Below are 15,049 nucleotides of genomic sequence, written 5' to 3'. Positions count from 1 at the left end.
GGTATGGGCGCCGCCGCATCGGCCCGCAGGCCGACCCTCTCATCGCCTCTCGTCTCTACCCTCGAAGGGTGGAACTCGACACCCCGCTCTCCCCCGCCGTCCGACGGATGATCACCGGCCTGGTCTGCGTCGGCCTGGCAGCACTGTGGCTGCTCGACCTGGCGGGCCTGGTCGACAGCGGCGACAGCCCGCTCCAGCTGATCATGCTGATCTTCGGTACGCTCACCGCCCTGGCCCTGCTCCTGCCCGACCGGCGCCCCCCTTTCGTGATGCGCGCCAGTGCCGCGGCACTGGGTTCGCTGGCACTCACCTCCGTGTGCCTCCTCGGCACCCCGGCGGAGTTCTCGTGGGGCCTGCTGGAAACCACGGCCCTGCTGGGTCTACTCGTCCGCACCGCGCGCCGCTTGCGGCGGCCTGCCGCCGCGGTGGCCATGTCGGCGGCGCTGAGCGTCGCGGTGATCGCCCTGCCGCTGCGCATGAGCACGGACTACGAGACCCTCACGTTCTCCTTCCTGCTGACCTTCGCCGTCGTCGGGGCCGCGGGCCTGGGCTGCTACCTGCGGCTGCTGGACGCCCGACGGGCCCGGGCCGTGACCGCCGTACGCCACAACGAGCGCCTGGAACTCGCCCGGGACCTGCACGACTTCGTCGCCCACCACGTCACCGGCATCATCGTGCACGCCAACGCCGCGCTGATGATCCAGAATTCCTCGCCGGAGCAGGTCAAACCGCTGCTGGAGGGCATCTCCCGAGCCGGCTCCGAAACTTTGGACTCCATGCGCCGCCTGGTGCGGGTCCTGCGGGAAGACGACCACCAGGCCGCACGCCCGGGCGAGCTGCTGACCGAACTCGACCGTCTGGTCTCCGCGTTCGCCGGGCACGGCACCGAAGCGACGCTGGACGCCGAGCCCGCGGTGCGCGGGGCCCGGCTGGCTCCCGAGGTGGAGACGTCCGTCCACCGGGTGGTGCAGGAGGCACTGACGAACGTACGGCGCCACGCCCCCGGAACAGACGTGGCCGTCCGCCTCGGCCTCGACCGCCACGCGGGCGCCGACCTGCTGCGGGTGGAGGTGCGCAACACCGCCCCGACCGTGCGCTCCGCCCTCCCGACCGGCGGCAGGAGCGGCTTCGGCCTCGTCGGACTACGCGAACGGGCGGAGGCCGTAGAAGGCGCCCTGACCAGCGGCCGGACACCGGACGGAGGCTGGTCCGTGACGGCCCGCTTCCCCGTTCTGGCGGCTGTGCAAGGATCACCGGCATGAACGGCGGCAGCAATGCGCACGAGGCGAGAGGGACCCGGACGAAGGTACTGATCGCAGACGACCAGGAGATGATCCGCACGGGCTTCCGGCTGATCCTTGGCACCCAGCCCGACCTGCACGTCATCGGCGAGGCCGCCGACGGGGCCCAGTGCGTCGAACTCGCCCGCAGGCTGCGCCCCGACGTGTGCCTCGTCGACATCCGCATGCCCAGACTCGACGGCCTGGAGGTCACCCGCGCCCTGGCCGGGCCGAGCGTCACCGACCCCCTGCGCGTGGTCGTGGTGACCACGTTCGACCAGGACGACTACGCCTACACCGCCCTGCGCAACGGCGCCTGCGGCTTCCTCCTCAAGGACGCCGCCTCCACTCTGCTGATCGAGGCCGTACGCTCCGCCGCCCGCGGCGACGCCCTGGTCTCCCCCGCCGTCACCGTCCGCCTGCTCAAACACCTCGCCGGACACCAGCAGGCGGCACCCGCCCCGCATCCGCTGTCCGAGCGGGAACTCGACGTCGTACGCCTCCTCGCGGTCGGCCGCACCAACCAGGAGATCTGCGGCGAACTGCACCTCTCCCTGGGCACCGTCAAGACCCACCTGGCCAACATCAAGGACAAGCTGAACGTCCGCAACCGCGTCGAGATCGCCGCCTGGGCCTGGGAGACCGGAACCATACGCGAACGCCACACCCCGCCCGCCTGACGCCTTCCCGCCAATCGACCCGGCAGGCCGACCCGGGCGGCGACCATCAGCCTGCGAGCCGAACCGGCACCGTCACTCCTCGGGTCACGCGACCCTGAAATGCCCTCGTCCTGGAACAGGGCTTTGTGCCTGTTTGCAAAGCCTCTCGGGCATTCGGTCAGGTCAGGATTCGAACATGGGGCTTCGCGGAACCTACGCTCGCGTGAACCCATGGCTCCGTTCCACTTTCGCCACGTGCAGCGTGTAGCTCTGGTACCACTCGGCTTGCCCACGCTTTTGCGCTGCTCGATGCTCGGCGTTGGTCCGCCACTCCGTGAGGGCGTCGGCGTCCCGGAAGTACCCTACGGTGATGCCCAGCCCGCCAGGAGTCTGTGCGTGGTCCATCCCCAGGAACCCCGGGACGTCCTTCACCAGGTTTTCCATGCGGGCGTTGGTCTCGCTGTAGCCGCTCTGTTCCTGGGCTCGCACTGTAGTGAAGACAGCTACGTAGTAGGGGGGTTCATAGGCTTCGACGGGCCTGACAGACGCTTCCGGGTGATCGCTCATGGCGTCACCGTAAGGCGGGACGTGCCCAACGATCCAGCGTCTTTCCTGACCGGGATGCATGAGGGATCGGGGTTCTTGACCGAAGGCCGTACGAGCAATGCTCATGACCTGTGGATCGGCCTCGGGTTGGACGCGGAGGGCGTACCTTCCCGAGTGATCGACTTCTGGTCATCGAGAAGGCCGGCGTTGCACCGTCGGCAGGGAAGGCACGCCCGTGCTGAGCGTAGTGAATGCCGATGGAACGACCGGGACCGGTTCTCTGATTGACGGCATCGTCCGCGAGGGCGCCCGGCGGATGCTTGCCGCTGCCCTGGAAGATGAAGTTAACGCCTATATAGCCGAGTTGGCCGATCAGCGTGACGAGCGCGGGCACCGCCTGGTCGTCCGCAACGGCTATCACCAGCCACGGAAGGTCACCACTGCGGCCGGGACGGTCGAGGTGAAGGCCCCGCGGGTGAACGACAGGCGCGTCGACGAGGCGACGGGCGAGCGCAAGCGGTTCTCCTCGGCGATCCTCCCGCCGTGGTGCCGCAAGTCCCCGAAGATCAGTGAGGTGCTGCCGCTGCTCTACCTGCACGGCTTGTCCTCCGGCGACTTCGTGCCCGCCCTCGAGCAGTTCCTGGGCAGCTCCGCCGGACTCTCACCGGCGACCGTGACCCGACTGACGACTCAGTGGCAGGCCGACCACACCGCGTTCGGCGAGCGCGACCTGTCCGGCAGCGACTACGTCTACGTCTGGGCCGACGGCATCCATATGCGCATACGCCTGCGGGAGGTGAAGTCGTGCGTCCTGGTACTGATGGGCGTGCGAGCGGACGGCACCAAGGAGCTGATCGCCATGGCCGACGGCTACCGCGAATCCGCCGCCTCCTGGGCCGACTTGCTGCGCGACTGCCAACGGCGCGGCATGCGTGCACCCGTCCTCGCGGTCGGCGACGGCGCCCTGGGCTTCTGGAAGGCCCTGGCCGAAGTGTTCCCCGAGGCCCGCCATCAGAGGTGCTGGGTTCACAAGATCGCCAACGTCACGAACGCCCTGCCGAAGTCCGCGCACCCCAGCGCGAAGAAGGCGCTCCAGGAGATCTACAACGCCGAGGACCGCGACCACGCGCTCAAGGCCGTCACCGCGTTCGAGAAGGCGTACGGAGCCAAGTTCCCCAAGGCCGTCAAGAAGATCACCGACGACGTGGATGAGCTGCTGGCGTTCTACGACTTCCCCGCCGAGCACTGGATCCACCTGCGGACCACGAATCCGATCGAGTCGACCTTCGCCACCGTCCGGCTGCGGACCAAGGTCACCCGGGGCGCCGGCAGCGCGGCTGCCGCCCTGGCCATGGTGTTCAAGCTCGTTGAGTCCGCCCAGGTCCGCTGGCGGGCCGTGAACGCACCCCACCTCGTCGCCCTCGTCCGCGCCGGAGCCCGCTTCGAACGCGGACACCTCGTCGAACGCCCCACGGTTCACGCAGCCTGATCCGAGATGGCTGGAGACCCCACTCGCTGACTACGGAGGTCTACGGATGTGGGCCACCGTCACCGTCCATCATGCCGAGTCAGACGCCTGGCCGGCGCTCGTCGGGGCGCCGGCCAGGCACTGCAGGGCACGGACCAAGCGCGTGGCGTCTGCACTGGAGAGCGGGGCGAGGAAGTGGCGTTCCATCTCCTGGCGGGCGAGTTCGGCGTCGTGCAGCCGCTCCCGTCCGGCCGGTGTCAGCTGCGCGATGTTCTTGCGTCGGTCCTGGGGGCTGCGGCGCCGCTCGACGAGTTCCTTGTCCTCCAAGGCGTCCACGAGGGCCACCATCGTGGTGCGGTCGATGCCCAGTTTGCCCGCCGCTTCCAGTTGAGACAGCTCGTCATGCGCGTCGAGGACTGCGAGAACCGCCAGTTCGCGGCCATCGATCCCATGCGGCGCCAAGGCCCGCGAGGACTCCTCGGTCAGCCGCAGGTATGCGTGCTTGAGCAGATAGCCGAGGCGGGAGGAGAGGACCTCCGGCGGCGCGTCGCGAGTCATGGCCGCAGCGTATCCGGAGACTGATAGTCAGCCATGCTGACGATCCACTACGGTGACGGTAGCGTCGCCGTCCACGGTGGCGCGTCGACTCGAAGGACGCGTGGCAACCATGTCCGACCAGCACCTCCCCTCCGTAACGTTCGGAATCAAGACCACCCCGATGCGGGTCCCCTACGAGGACATCCTCCGTGTGTGGCAGGAGGCCGACGATCAGCCCGAGATCGCGGACGCCTGGCTGTGGGACCACCTCATGCCGATCGCCGGCCCGAAGGACGGGCAGATCCTCGAAGGGTGGACGCTGCTGAGCGCCCTGGCCGCCAGAACCCAGCGGCTGCGCCTGGGCCTGCTCGTTACGAGCAATCGGATCCGGCCGCCCGCCGTCCTCGGCAAAATCGCCACAACAGTCGACGTGATCTCCGGGGGCCGCCTGATCATGGGCATCGGCGTGGGCGGCACCGTGCAGCCCCCCAACGCGGGCGGAATCGCCGGCGAGAACCCGGCCGCCGCGGAGTACGCGGCCTACGGCCTCACGCTCGTCCCGCCCGCCGAAGGCATCGCCCGCCTGGAGGAGACCATCGCCATCCTCCGCGGCATGTGGACGCGGGACGTCTTCGACTTCCATGGGCGCTACTACACCCTGACCGGCAACCGCAACGAGCCGAAACCCGTCCAGCAGCCAGGCCCGCCCCTGCTGATCGGCGGCTGGGGAAACCGAACGCTCCGCCTGGTCGCCGAGCACGCCGATATCTGGAACATCCCCGGACCGCCGCACAACACACTGGACTACATCACCGAGCGCAGTGCCGTTCTGGACGACCACTGCACGGCCATAGGCCGTGATCCGCGGACGATCACCCGTTCCGTGCAGTACATCGTCTCCTACGACGACCCAACCGCCGACCGCAAGGCCATCACAGAGCTCATAGCCGCAGGCGTGACGCACATCGTGCTGAGCCTGCGAAGCCCCTATCCCTCCCAGGTCGCGCGATGGCTCACCGACGAAATCATCACGCCCGTGCGCAACACAAGAGAATTCTGACCCACAAGTCTTGACTATTCCTCACGCGGCGTGCGGCACGGGGAAGACCGTCATGGCTGCGGCGTCGGCGAGGCGGCTTGTGCCCAGGGGGCGTGTGCTCGTGTTGGTGCCGACGCTGGATCTGCTGGCGCAGACGGTGAGGGCGTGGCACGAGGCCGGGCACAGGGGGCCGGCGGTGGCGGTGTGTTCGCTTCAGGACGATCCGGAGCTGTGGTCGTTGAGGGTGCGCTCCACGACGAATCCGATCCAGTTGGCGCTGTGGCACGGGCAGGGGCCGGTGACCATCTACGCCACCTACGCGTCTTTGGGTGTTCTGGCGGAGGCGTTCGAGGGTGTCTACGGCCAGAAGTTGGATCCGGTGGACCTGGCGGTGGTGGATGAGGCGCACCGGACGTCGGGGTCGATGGGTAAGGCGTGGGCGGACATCCACGACCAGAGCGTCATCCCTGCCTCCCGGCGGCTGTACCTGACGGCCACACCGCGGATCTGGGAGGAGCGGCTGAGCCGGGACGTTGCCGAGGGGGTGCGGGATCCGCTGCCGCGGGAGATGGCAGCGTCCATGGATGACGAGAAGGTCTTCGGGCCCGTCCTGTACAAGCTCTCGCTCGCCTCGGCCGTCTCCCGGGGCCTGCTGGCGCGGTACCAGATCATCGTCCTGGAACTGAAGGACCCCGTCGTCACTCCCGAGCGGCTGATGGGCGAGGAGCGGCACAGCGAGGAAGTGCGCGGGCAGCGCCTCGGAGCCCTGCAGGCCGCGTTGCTGCACACGATGGCGCAGCACGACCTGTCGACGTGCATCACCTTCCACCACCGCACCATCGAGGCGCAGGCGTACGCGGAGGGCCTGGAGCGCGTCGCGGCCAAGCTGCACGCCGACCAGCCCGAGACCTACCCCAAGCGGATCTGGGCCAACTGGCTCTGCGGCGAGCACGTCCCCGAACACCGGCGAGAGGTCCTCGGCTCGTTCGGCAGCACGGCGCAGCGGGCCGTGCTCTCGAACTGCCGGGTCCTGGGCGAGGGCGTCGACATCCGCGCGGTGGACTCCGTGGCCCTGCTGGACCCCAAGGGCGCGCCGCACGACATCGTCCAGGCCATCGGCCGGGCACTCCGGCAAAAGCCCGGACAGGGCAAGCTCGCCTCTCTGATCGTGCCCGTATTCCTCCAGCCCGGAGAGCAGCCCGAGGACATGTTCACCTCTGGCTCCTACCGGCCTCTGGTGAAAGTCCTGGAAGGCCTGCGGGCCCACGACGAAGAAGCCATCGAACTGCTCGCGATTCCACAGGAGCCTCAGAAAGACGTCGCGCAACCGTCCGTGAACATCGGTGTCGCCCCAGAGGAAGGCGAAGACGAATCCCGCCTGCTGCTCCGTTTCGCCGCCCCCAGGGATCCCGTGATGGTCGCCAACTGGGTCTCCTTCAACGTCATCGACACCGAGCGCCAGGACTGGGCCCGCGGCTGGGCAAAACTGAAGACGTACGTCGAGCGAGTCGGGAATGCCCGCGTGCCCTACGGACACCGCGAAGGCGCGACACCGCTTGGGCAATGGGTGGCAGAGCAGCGGCGGGCCTTCTCGGCTGGGGAGATGAGCGGGCTGCGTGCCCGTCGGCTCGAGCAGCTCGGCATGGTCTGGAGCGTTGCTGACGAGCGCTTCCAGGAGAACCTGGAGGCCGCAAAGGCGTACTACGAAGACCACTGGACCCTCTGCGCTCCCAGGTCCGCAGGGATGCTGGACCGGCCGGTAGGGCAGTGGCTGAGCAACCTGCGCCGCGCGGGCGCGCTGGACGGGCACCCAGAGTGGGAGACCGCGCTCAAGGAGATCGACCCCGACTGGAACCCGCAATGGCCGGCGGACTGGCAACGCCACTACGCCGCCCTACGCGAGCTCGTGGCCGACGAAGACGGACAGGCTGGTGAGACCGAGGTGCTGCCCGGGTTCACGGTCCACGGCATGGACATCGGCAAATGGCTCGCCAAGCAGCGGACATCGAAGGTCTGGGAGGCCTTGACGGACGGGCAGCGCGAGCGCCTGGAACAACTCGGCATCACCCCGCTCGCCGCCGCCCCGGCCCCGGCGGAGCCCGTCAAGGCGTCCACGGCGCCCATGAGCCCCTTTGAGAGAGGCGTTGCGGCCCTGGCGCAGTACAAGACCCGCACCGGCTCCCTGACCGTCCCAAGGGGGCACGTAGAGGCGTTGCCGGACGGATCGAAGGTCAAGCTCGGAGTGTGGATCATGAACCAGAAGGGACGCAGGGGGAAGCTCACCACCGAGCGGCTCGCGCAGCTCGCCGACCTCGGACTCGACTGGGCGAGGAGTGAGGGCGTTCGAGGGGGCACGACAGCGTGAGGATCATGCTCGACAACAACGTCTGGTCCTATTTGGGGGATGCGCGGGCTGGGAGCCGGTTCAAGACGGTCGCTCATGCCCTCGGCCATCGAGTGGTAACCGCGCCGAGCGTCCTGTTGGGGGTGCTGCAGCACCCCCACTCGGACATGCGGGCAGCCATCATCGAGGCCATCACGACCGCGACGGACGAACGGCTGCGCAGCGAGGCTGACCGGGAAGGCGCCGAAGTCGTCTCCGAGGTACATCGTCTGCACCCGGAGTGGATGCGAGCAATGCCCCACACCGGACGCGAGGCGACATGGCGTACGTACTGGACCAAGAGGTTCTGGCGGGAGGCAGCGGAGCACCACGACCGATTGCGCGACGCAGAGCCGGCCCGGCGAACCGCGCGCACGGCCCGCTTCCTCGTGGATGGCGAAGGACGGGCCGGCCATCCTGGAGAACAGGCGTGGATCTATAACATCGCGGTCGCTGCCGCTGAGCGGCGCAGCGGTCTCGGACGGGCCCTGCTGACCGAAGTTGCCCGGCAGGCTCAGGAAGCCGGTCGCACATTCCTCGCCCTGGCTCCTCAGGACGGCGACGATGTTCCCAGCCGCCGCACGTTCTTCCAAGCGTGCGGGTTGAGGATGATCGAATCCGAGACGCCAGGAGCAGCCTGGGGATGTCCAGTCACCGACGTCTTGCGCGGACTCTGAACACGCCCGATCTCTTCACTCGCTCTCGCGGTCAGATGTATGTCCGGTCCGGCCCTCCTGCGTGGGGCCCGGGCCCGATGGCCACGTACCGCCTCAGAGGGCGTTTCGGCGAGCATGGGGTGGGTTGTCGATGACGCTCCCGCCACTTTGGTCACCGGGGCCAGAGGTGCCGTGAAAGCTCTTCCTTGAGTCGGTTGGTGAGCTGCTCACCTTGCTGCAGGTCCTCCACGGGCAGGCGGACAACCTGGATCCCGCAGCGCTGCCACTGGAGGTCTCGGTTTCTGTCATCGGCGTACCGGCGGCGGTCTCGGTGGTGAGGTCCGTCCACTTCATACCCCCTAGGGGTATTCCCTACACTCATGCCGGTGAGAACGCCGCGCCCCTCCCGTGCCCGCCCGGGGCCGTACGGCATCCAGCGGGTGAGTGGACGGCGACCGCGAAGCAGCGGCAATACGGTGCGTCGGTATCAGCAGGCAACCCTCAGACCCGGCGCAGGATGGCCCACGATCCCCAGCCGGCTGCGGCTTCAGTTGCCTGCCAGCTGCCGGGCAGGGCGGCGGCCACGTCATCCGCCGGAAGGTACAAGGGTCCGTCTTCACCGAGCTGGTTGATCCACAGCAGGACGCCCTCGGGGGCGAGGACGCGGGCGGTCTCGGTCGGAAAGAGCAGCATGTCGATGGCGGCGACAGCTGCCACTGAGGCATCGGGGAGAGGAAGCTCGCTGGCGTCGGCGCGTACCCGGCGAGGTGAGCGGCCTGCGGCCTGGCGGAGCATCTGCTCGGACAGGTCCAGGCTGATCACCGTCGGGAAGGCGGCGGTCAGCAGGGGGGTGAACAGTCCGGTACCCGAGCCGAGTTCCAAGCAGGGCCCCGCGGGGAGCGGACCGCCGCGGTCGATGGCGTCGCGCACGGGGTCGTCCCGACCGGTGGCGCGTGTGGCGTCCCAGTCGGCGGCCAGCTGGTCGAACTGGTCAGTGATGAACGCGGCGGCTTCGGCCGTCCAGGGCCGTCGGCCGGCAGCCAGGTCACGGGCGAAGGCCCGGAAGACGTCGGCGGTGCCGGGCGGCGGGACCGGTTTGCCGTCCGGGCTGGGCAGGATGCGCGGCAGGGTGGCAGTCACAGCGCTACTCCAGCATGTCGACGGCGGTTCACGGATCGGCCCGTGGGCAGAGCCGGCCCTCCACCCACGGGTGGAGGGCCGCGCTTCAGTGGTGGTGCCCGCCGTGCGCATCCCCTGTCGGGTGCCCGTGCTGCGGGTGGCCGGTGTGATCGTGGCCGGTGTCGGGTGAGCCGCCCATCATGCGGAGCATGGACAGCCCGCCGGTGAGCACGAAGCGCACCAGGAGCACTGCGGCCAGGAGGAGGAAGGCGATGTTGAGCCAGGTGGTGTAGTTCCAGCTCACGCCCGCCATGGGGATCTTCGCGTCGGCCTGGTCGGGGATCAGACCGAGCCCTCCGAAGGCGAGTTCGACGATGTACCCGGCGATGACCATCGCGAGGTAGAAGGTGCCGAGCAGGAAGGCGGCCGTCCTGGCGCCGTAGTACTTCTGGTAGATGTTGAGGATCGGCAGGATCAGCAGGTCGGCGAAGATGAACGCCACCACGCCGCCGAAGCTGATGCCGCCCTTCCACAGCACCACCGCCAGCGGCACGTTGCCGATGGAGCACACGAAGGAGGCGATCGCCACCAGCGGGCCGACGATCGGGCCCCACAGCTTGGCGGCGAGGGGGTGGCCGTCGAAGAAGAAGGTGCGCCAGAAGGAATCGGGAACCCAGGCGGCGATGGCACCGGCGATGAGGAGCCCGACGACCAGGTCGCGCAGGATCGCCGCCCACTCCATGACGAAGACGTGCGAGGTCGAGGTGAAGCCCTGGCGGGAGAACAGGCGCCGGGCGAAGGAACCCTCGCCTGCCACGGACATGTCCATCGCGGCGTGGCCCTCCATCGAGCCGGCAAGGCCCCTTTCGGCCTGCTCGCGGGCGGTGCGCAGGAGTTTGTCACGCAGGAAGATCCGGAACAGCACCGCCAGCACGATGATCATGATCGGGCCGCCGACGAATTCGGCGGCGGTGAACTGCCAGCCCATCAGCAGGGCCAGGATCACGCCGAGCTCGACGACCAGGTTGGTGGAGGCGATCTCGAAGGCCATCGCGGCGGTGAAGTTCGCGCCCTTGCGGAACAGTGAGCGGGCCAGCGCAACCGCCGCGTACGAGCAGGATGACGACGCCGCGCCCAGGCCGGCGGCGACGGCGAGGGTGCGGGGCCGGTCATCGCCCAGGAGCGAGACCACGGTGGACTTGCGGACCACGGCCTGGACGACAGCGGACAGGGCGAAACCAAGAATCAGGGCCCAGGTGATCTCCCAGGTCATCGACCCGGCAATCGACAGTGCGTGCAGTACTGCGTGCATCTGTGAAACCTTCCTCCGTAAGGACGGGACCCGCCGCCCACAGACACGTCCTCTTGGGGTGCTTGTCCGTCGGACCGGGGTGCGGGGCGCCGCCGCGTGGGCGGCGCCCCGCCGGGGTTCAGCCGACGCGCAGGGTCAGGGCGGCGGTATGGAGCCTGCCGCCGGTCTGGAACTGCAGGAACAGCCGCCAGTTGCCGGAGCTGGGCAGCTCGGCATGGAAGGACAGGTCCGGGCCGCCGTTGTCGCCGCTCACCTTCGTGGTCGGGTGGAGGTGGGCGAACGCGGCGTCGCCTTCGTGGAAGGCGGTCAGGTGGGCGTAGGTGTCCAGGTAGGGCTCAAGGTCGGTGACGGGCTTTCCGTCCTTGGCGATCGAGACGGTCAGCGGGTGCGCCATGCCCGCCATGGGCTCGCCCTCGACGGTGACGGTGTACCCGTCGACCTGCGTGCTGGTGGCCGGTGCGGGCAGCGGGGTCTTCGCTGCCTTGCCGGGCACCGTGACGGTGCGCGAGAGCACGAGGTCCGTGCCCTTGCCGGTGTTCGGGGTGAAGGAGGCGAACATGCGCCAGGAACCCGGAGTGAGGGAGGACAGACCAGCGGTCCAGGTGCCGTCGGCGGCCATGGTCGGGTGGACGTGCTGGAATCCGGTCAGGTCGGAGCGGATTGCGTAGAAGTGCATCCGCTTGGTCTGGTCGACGGCGAAGTCGGTGACCGCCTTGCCGTCCGGGCCGGTCACCGTGAACCGGTACGCGGCCTGCTTGCCGGACGGCAGTGTGGAGTCCTTCGAGGTGAGGCGGTAGCCGTCCTGGCCGTTGGACAGGCCGTTGCCGGAAGCCATGTGGTCCATGGCGGGCATGTCGGCCATCGAGGGCGACGCGCTGGACGAGGACGATGCGGAGGACTTGCTGCCGTGGTCCATGCCCGGCATGGAGGCGGAGTCGCTGGAGGAGCCGCAGGCGGCCAGGGTCAGGGCGAGAGCCGCTGCGGCACCGGTCGCGGCGATCGCCCGGCGGCGGGCAATGAGACGGGAAGAGGAGATCATCGAAGCGGGGGTCTTTCCGGGTGGGCGCACCACACCGGTGGCGCGCGGAGAGGGCAGGGCACGGTGCCGGTCCCGGCCGGTGGCCGGGTTTCGGCGGGTGCCTGTCACGCCCGCGCGATGCACGCCTTCAGCAGGTGATCTCTTCCGCCGGACGGTGGCCCGCGCAGCCAGCTCCCGCCTAGTGCCCGCAGCCGGGCCGGCGTCCATGCGGCCAAAGCCGTGACGGCCACCGCGAGGAGGCCGGGCGCCGGCAGGGGGATCCGCTCGTGGGCCGGAGTCGCGACGCACAGCACCCCGGACACGCCGGGAGCCCCGGCGACCTGGAAGGCCTCGGCCGAGCCTGGGTGATGCGTGGCGGGCGCGTGAGCCGTGGTCATGGGGGAGGCATCGTGGCCGGCGGGCATCGGTGCGGGTGCGGGCATGGAGCCGTGGCAGCCCTCGGCGGCACTCGCCGGGGAGCCGTGCATGAGGAACAGGCCGAGGAGCACCGCGCACACGGCCAGCAGCCGGGCGATGCCCCGTCTGCCTGCCTGTCCGCTGCCCACGTTCCGTCCCCTTCTCTTCCTTCACCGGTCGGCGCGCCGACCGGTGACGCGCACCTCACCATACCGGGGCGGGGTATAAACCGCCTCAGGCACATCGAGTCCCGGCCGACCCAGGGGAGGCAGCGGGGCGGGTGGTGTGCCGCAAGCTCGGAGTGTGGATCATGAACCAGAAGGGACGCAGGGGGAAGCTCACCAGCTGACAAACTCGCCGCGCTCGCCACGCTGGGACTGGAATGGGCACGGTAGGGTTAAAGAGTGGGATAAGTTGCTGGTTAAGAAGTCTCAGGTTCTGACGTGAAGGTGCAGGGAAATGGCATCTGAGGAAGAGCTGTTCGCGTCCGTCGACGCTCTGCTGAACGAGGAGCCACACCTGCCGCCGCCGGCGGAGCGGGCCCGGCTGCGGGAGGCTGCCGGCATCACGCAAGCCCGTCTCGCCACCGCGTTGAAGACTACGACCCAGTCGGTGAAGAACTGGGAGAACGGCCGCAGCGAGCCGAAGTCGCCGCGCCTGGACGCCTACCAGCGGCTGCTGAACGGATGGGCGGCGAAGTACCCCGCCCCCGGCGCAGCCCCGACAGCCTCGGTTGCCGCAACAGCGCCCGCGGCATCTACCGAACCGGCTGTGTCCGCGGTGGAGACGGCACACACCCCGCAGACGCCCGCTGTCCCAGCTGCGGGGCCGGCGCGTCCCGCAGCCCGGCCGGCCGCGGCATCGCGGCGTCCGGCCCCGAAGAAGGCGGCGCAGCCCGCAGCCGACCCGCGTTTCCCGCACGGCCCGCTCGCCGTGCTGGACGGCGACGGCCGCGCGTACGCCACGGGCGGCATCGTGCTCGACTGCCCGGCGACAAGTGTGGTGGAGCTGGTGGAGTGGACGCTGCGCGAGTCCGGGCTCGGTGCGCCGCGCCTGCACCGCAACGGCAAGGACAGCGACCCGCTGATCGTGCTCACCGCCGCGGCCGCCGTGAAGCTCGGACTGCCCGAACGCCTTGATGGCCATGAGCAGCGCCGGTCCCTTCGGCTGCCCGAGGATCACCCGGTGGTCAAGCAGGTGGTGAAAGCGAAATGGCGCCTCACCCAGCGCGGGTTCGGCCCCTGGGCAAGGATCTACCGCAAGGTCCAGGGGCGCGAGCGGCAGTGCGTGCAGCTGGCGATCCTGTCCTGGGACGCCCTCGATGAACGCTCCTGGCCCGGCGTTGCGGAGATGGAGCCGGCCGACATCGCCCGCGTCCTGGGCGTGTACGCCCAGCGGGTCATCACCCCGCGCGGTTCCACGGCCGTGTCCGGGCTGGAGCTGATGACCGCGCTGCGGCCACCCACCCGCGCGGTGCAGGACCCCCAGACGGGGAACTGGGTGCCGGGCCACAATCCCGGCTCGCTGGGCACGGAGCCGATGGACCCGGCGCCGCCGGAAGCCACCCCCGAGCATCCTGTCGTCGTGGACAGCGGCTGGACTGGTGGCTTCCTCGACGAGGAGGCGTACCAGTGGGTGCGCGACGTCAGCCTGCTCAACGATGAGGAGTGCACGCTGCCGTACGCGGTCGGCCTGGATCTGAACACTGCCTTCCTCGCGGCCGCGGCCCGCCTCGTCGTCGGTCTCAGTGCCCCTGACCACTTCCACGCTCCGGGGTTCAACCCGAAGATCCCCGGGAGCTGGCTGGTCGATCTGTCCCACGTCGAGGTGGACCCGCGGCTGCCATCGCCCTTCACGCCGGACGGCACCCGGCCAACAGGTCCGGCTTGGTATCAGACGCACACCGTCGCCTACGCCCAGGAACTCGGCTACAACGTGGCCCCGCTGGAGGGGTATCTGCGGCGGGAGACCGGCGCGTACCTGGACCCGTGGCACGACCGTCTCAAGGCCGCCTACGTAGACACCCTCTCCGACCTCGGCGTCACCAAGGACCTGACCGACGCGGAGTTCCTGGCGGCGATGGAGCAGCACAAGGACGCCGACCCGGCGATGGCGGCCGTTCTGGCTGCCATCAAGGCCACGGTGAAGGGCGGCATCGGCAAGCTGCGCGAGCGCCCCCAGGGCAAGAAGTACAAGGAGGGCGAGCGGTGGCCGGCTCTGCAGCGCCCGACCTGGCGCCCCGACATCCGCGCCGCCGTCATCTCCAAAGCGCGCGTCAACATGCACCGCAAACTGCGCAACATGGCCACCATGACGGGCCTGTACCCGCTCGCCGTGCTCTCCGACTGCGTCGTCTACCCCTCACCCGGGGAGAGCCCGCTCGACTTCCTCCCCTACGCCGCCTCCGGCAAGCCCCAGCCCGGCGGCTTCCGCCTCGGACCCACCCCCGGCCTGGCCAAGCTCGAAGGCGTCCAGACGATGCTGTGGGCGGTCGACCTCATGGAGAAAGGGCTGAATCCGGCCCGCCACATCAAAGGCGGCGACGCCGTCCACGACGAAGGCGAGTGAGCAGGTGGCTAACGACGCCGGCAGCGTCCGGTCACTGCGGGCCTGCG

At 69.3% G+C, this 15,049-nt stretch carries 13 protein-coding genes; 7 read left to right on the top strand and 6 right to left on the bottom strand.

Going from position 1 to position 15,049, the window contains the following annotated elements:
• The first annotated feature begins 68 nt into the window (after nt 1-68).
• Together ABZT06_RS39750 and ABZT06_RS39745 are read left to right on the top strand one after the other, a co-directional pair.
• Nucleotides 69-1,262: a histidine kinase gene (locus ABZT06_RS39750; RefSeq protein WP_355752456.1), complete on the top strand. Its 1,194-nt coding sequence runs from the start codon at nt 69-71 to the stop codon at nt 1,260-1,262.
• Complete coding sequence (locus ABZT06_RS39745; protein WP_355752454.1) at nt 1,259-1,960, top strand: response regulator transcription factor; 702 nt, start codon at nt 1,259-1,261, stop codon at nt 1,958-1,960. The genes ABZT06_RS39750 and ABZT06_RS39745 overlap by 4 nt, the downstream gene beginning before the upstream one ends.
• Before the next feature lie 192 nt (nt 1,961-2,152).
• Here the strand turns inward: ABZT06_RS39745 and ABZT06_RS39740 are convergent, their stop codons facing one another.
• Entirely contained in the window at nt 2,153-2,506 is a 354-nt protein-coding gene (locus ABZT06_RS39740) for an antibiotic biosynthesis monooxygenase (protein ID WP_355752452.1), read from the bottom strand.
• 214 nt (nt 2,507-2,720) lie between these two features.
• Here ABZT06_RS39740 and ABZT06_RS39735 point away from each other — a divergent pair, with 214 nt between their 5' ends.
• A complete protein-coding gene (locus ABZT06_RS39735) occupies nt 2,721-3,974 on the top strand; it encodes an IS256 family transposase (RefSeq protein ID WP_355752451.1) in 1,254 nt (417 codons plus the stop codon).
• 69 nt (nt 3,975-4,043) lie between these two features.
• Here ABZT06_RS39735 and ABZT06_RS39730 read toward each other — a convergent pair whose 3' ends face one another.
• Nucleotides 4,044-4,511 carry a MarR family transcriptional regulator gene (locus tag ABZT06_RS39730; RefSeq protein ID WP_355752449.1) on the bottom strand — a complete coding sequence of 156 codons (468 nt, stop codon included), beginning with the start codon at nt 4,509-4,511 and terminating at the stop codon, nt 4,044-4,046.
• Nucleotides 4,512-4,620: 109 nt separating this feature from the next.
• On the opposite strand from ABZT06_RS39730, the gene ABZT06_RS39725 reads away from it, so the two are divergent.
• Genes ABZT06_RS39725 through ABZT06_RS39715 form a run of 3 tightly spaced genes read left to right on the top strand, consistent with a single transcriptional unit; the run spans nt 4,621 to nt 8,589 of the window.
• Nucleotides 4,621-5,550 carry an LLM class flavin-dependent oxidoreductase gene (locus ABZT06_RS39725; RefSeq protein WP_355752447.1) on the top strand — a complete coding sequence of 310 codons (930 nt, stop codon included), beginning with the start codon at nt 4,621-4,623 and terminating at the stop codon, nt 5,548-5,550.
• 10 nt (nt 5,551-5,560) lie between these two features.
• Nucleotides 5,561-7,894: a Helicase associated domain protein gene (locus ABZT06_RS39720; RefSeq protein WP_355752445.1), complete on the top strand. Its 2,334-nt coding sequence runs from the start codon at nt 5,561-5,563 to the stop codon at nt 7,892-7,894.
• Nucleotides 7,895-7,899: 5 nt separating this feature from the next.
• On the top strand, nt 7,900-8,589 hold the full coding sequence (locus tag ABZT06_RS39715) for a GNAT family N-acetyltransferase (protein ID WP_355752443.1): 690 nt from the start codon (nt 7,900-7,902) through the stop codon (nt 8,587-8,589).
• Nucleotides 8,590-9,069: 480 nt separating this feature from the next.
• Here ABZT06_RS39715 and ABZT06_RS39710 read toward each other — a convergent pair whose 3' ends face one another.
• The 4 genes from ABZT06_RS39710 to ABZT06_RS39695 all read right to left on the bottom strand — a co-directional run bounded on the left by ABZT06_RS39710 (nt 9,070) and on the right by ABZT06_RS39695 (nt 12,583).
• Nucleotides 9,070-9,708, bottom strand: a complete 639-nt coding sequence (locus ABZT06_RS39710) for a class I SAM-dependent methyltransferase (protein ID WP_355752441.1) — start codon at nt 9,706-9,708, stop codon at nt 9,070-9,072.
• Nucleotides 9,709-9,793: 85 nt separating this feature from the next.
• Nucleotides 9,794-10,999 (bottom strand): permease, encoded by a 1,206-nt coding sequence (locus ABZT06_RS39705; RefSeq protein WP_355752439.1) that lies wholly within the window; start codon nt 10,997-10,999, stop codon nt 9,794-9,796.
• Between the two features lie 118 nt (nt 11,000-11,117).
• On the bottom strand, nt 11,118-12,038 hold the full coding sequence (locus tag ABZT06_RS39700; protein WP_355752437.1) for a hypothetical protein: 921 nt from the start codon (nt 12,036-12,038) through the stop codon (nt 11,118-11,120).
• Nucleotides 12,039-12,142: 104 nt separating this feature from the next.
• Complete coding sequence (locus ABZT06_RS39695) at nt 12,143-12,583, bottom strand: hypothetical protein (protein WP_355752435.1); 441 nt, start codon at nt 12,581-12,583, stop codon at nt 12,143-12,145.
• Between the two features lie 310 nt (nt 12,584-12,893).
• On the opposite strand from ABZT06_RS39695, the gene ABZT06_RS39690 reads away from it, so the two are divergent.
• Nucleotides 12,894-15,002, top strand: a complete 2,109-nt coding sequence (locus ABZT06_RS39690; protein WP_355752434.1) for a helix-turn-helix domain-containing protein — start codon at nt 12,894-12,896, stop codon at nt 15,000-15,002.
• Nucleotides 15,003-15,049: the final 47 nt, after the last annotated feature.

Source organism: Streptomyces sp. NPDC005483 (assembly GCF_040606035.1).
Taxonomy (GTDB): Bacteria; Actinomycetota; Actinomycetes; order Streptomycetales; family Streptomycetaceae; genus Streptomyces.
This window is presented reverse-complemented; position numbering and strand designations above follow the sequence as displayed.

Excerpts from the sequence above, each read along its gene's own strand:
- ABZT06_RS39705 (WP_355752439.1), bottom strand. The coding sequence starts at position 10,999 with ATGCACGCAGTACTGCACGCACTGTCGATTGCCGGGTCGATGACCTGG.
- ABZT06_RS39690 (WP_355752434.1), top strand. The coding sequence starts at position 12,894 with ATGGCATCTGAGGAAGAGCTGTTCGCGTCCGTCGACGCTCTGCTGAAC.
- ABZT06_RS39725 (WP_355752447.1), top strand. The coding sequence starts at position 4,621 with ATGTCCGACCAGCACCTCCCCTCCGTAACGTTCGGAATCAAGACCACC.
- ABZT06_RS39740 (WP_355752452.1), bottom strand. The coding sequence starts at position 2,506 with ATGAGCGATCACCCGGAAGCGTCTGTCAGGCCCGTCGAAGCCTATGAA.
- ABZT06_RS39730 (WP_355752449.1), bottom strand. The coding sequence starts at position 4,511 with ATGACTCGCGACGCGCCGCCGGAGGTCCTCTCCTCCCGCCTCGGCTAT.
- ABZT06_RS39745 (WP_355752454.1), top strand. The coding sequence starts at position 1,259 with ATGAACGGCGGCAGCAATGCGCACGAGGCGAGAGGGACCCGGACGAAG.
- ABZT06_RS39715 (WP_355752443.1), top strand. The coding sequence starts at position 7,900 with ATGCTCGACAACAACGTCTGGTCCTATTTGGGGGATGCGCGGGCTGGG.
- ABZT06_RS39700 (WP_355752437.1), bottom strand. The coding sequence starts at position 12,038 with ATGATCTCCTCTTCCCGTCTCATTGCCCGCCGCCGGGCGATCGCCGCG.